The following is a 1,932-nucleotide window of genomic DNA, read 5'->3' on the forward strand; positions in this document are numbered from 1 at the left end:
ATCATCTGTACTCCAATGACTAGTCTAAAAACTAGTATTAAGACTATCACTTATTTAAGTGATACTGGTTGTCTGGAGATTCAGGGGGCCAGTCTAGTATGCTAATTATCGTATAAAAAAATCGCAGCAGAAAAAATTGTATTAAAAACTTATAGTGAATTAATGGTGTACTTTTTATGGATATTGATGGTTTGTACCATTAATATATACTCATATACATATCATAAGTATGTTTTTGAGGGCTTATCATGAAGCAGCGTATTACTGTCACTATAGACAGTGACAGCTATCAGTTACTTAAATCCGCAAACGTGAATATCTCAGGCCTGGTAAATACGGCCATGCAAAAAGAGGCCCGCCGTCTGCGTGCGGAACGCTGGCAGGCTGAAAATCAGCAGGGGATGGCTGAGATCGCCCGTTTTATTGAAATGAACGGCTCTTTTGCCGATGAGAACAGGGACTGGTGAAATGCAGTTTAAGGTTTACGCCTATAAAAGAGAGAGTCGTTATCGTCTGTTTGTGGATGTACAGAGTGACATTATTGACACGCCCGGACGACGGATGGTGATCCCCCTGGCCAGTGCCCGCCTGCTGTCAGATAAAGTCTCCCGTGAGCTTTACCCGGTGGTGCATGTCGGGGATGAAAGCTGGCGCATGATGACCACTGATATGGCCAGTGTGCCGATCTTCGTTATCGGGGAAGAAGTGGCTGATCTCAGCCACCGCGAAAATGACATCAAAAACGCCATTAACCTGATGTTCTGGGGAATATAAATGTCAGGCTAGGGTCAAAAATCGTGGCGTTGACAAAATGGCTGCGTTACGTCATTGAGCATATCCAAGACTGGCCGGCAAACCGGGTACGCGATCTGTTGCCCTGGAAAGTTGATCTGACCTCTCAGTAAATATCAATACGGTTCTGACGAGCCGCTTACCGTTCAAATATGAAGTACGATGTTTAACTAACCGAAAAATAAGAACAATACGGTGCAAACAGGCCATTCACGGTTAACTGAAACAGTATCGTTTTTTTACAGCCAATTTTGTTTATCCTTATTATAATAAAAAAGTGCTGAAGTTCATTTCATGGAATGAACTTCATAAAAACTCCTGCTTATTTCTTTTAACAAAGCCATTTGTCCACCGGCTTTAACTGGATGCCCATCATGTTACCGATAAATAATAACTTTTCATTGCCCCAAAATTCTTTTTATAACACTATTTCCGGTACATATGCTGATTACTTTTCAGCATGGGATAAATGGGAAAAACAAGCGCTCCCCGGTGAAGAGCGTGATGAGGCTGTCTCCCGACTTAAAGAATGTCTTATCAATAATTCCGATGAACTTCGACTGGACCGTTTAAATCTGTCCTCGCTACCTGACAACTTACCAGCTCAGATAACGCTGCTCAATGTATCATATAATCAATTAACTAACCTACCTGAACTGCCTGTTACGCTAAAAAAATTATATTCCGCCAGCAATAAATTATCAGAATTGCCCGTGCTACCTCCTGCGCTGGAGTCACTTCAGGTACAACACAATGAGCTGGAAAACCTGCCAGCTTTACCCGATTCGTTATTGACTATGAATATCAGCTATAACGAAATAGTCTCCTTACCATCGCTCCCACAGGCTCTTAAAAATCTCAGAGCGACCCGTAATTTCCTCACTGAGCTACCAGCATTTTCTGAGGGAAATAATCCCGTTGTCAGAGAGTATTTTTTTGATAGAAATCAGATAAGTCATATCCCGGAAAGCATTCTTAATCTGAGGAATGAATGTTCAATACATATTAGTGATAACCCATTATCATCCCATGCTCTGCAAGCCCTGCAAAGATTAACCTCTTCGCCGGACTACCACGGCCCGCAGATTTACTTCTCCATGAGTGACGGACAACAGAATACACTCCATCGCCCCCTGGCTG

General features: G+C 42.5%; 2 protein-coding genes and 2 pseudogenes. All 4 read left to right on the forward strand.

The window, feature by feature from the left end:
* Positions 1-248: 248 nt before the first annotated feature.
* Positions 249-467, forward strand: coding sequence for a type II toxin-antitoxin system antitoxin CcdA (gene ccdA, locus BGK49_RS13400; protein WP_000813626.1), 219 nt, complete (start codon positions 249-251; stop codon positions 465-467).
* 1 nt (position 468) lies between these two features.
* A complete protein-coding gene (ccdB, locus tag BGK49_RS13405) occupies positions 469-774 on the forward strand; it encodes a type II toxin-antitoxin system toxin CcdB (RefSeq protein WP_001159860.1) in 306 nt (101 codons plus the stop codon).
* Positions 775-809: 35 nt separating this feature from the next.
* Positions 810-905, forward strand: a pseudogene (locus BGK49_RS27055) (transposase domain-containing protein); the annotation flags it as partial.
* Positions 906-1,166: 261 nt separating this feature from the next.
* Positions 1,167-1,932, forward strand: a pseudogene (gene ipaH9.8 / locus BGK49_RS13410) (T3SS effector E3 ubiquitin-protein ligase IpaH9.8); the annotation flags it as partial.

The sequence above is a fragment of the Shigella sp. FC1544 genome (assembly GCF_001722145.1).
Classification (GTDB): domain Bacteria; phylum Pseudomonadota; class Gammaproteobacteria; order Enterobacterales; family Enterobacteriaceae; genus Escherichia; species Escherichia coli.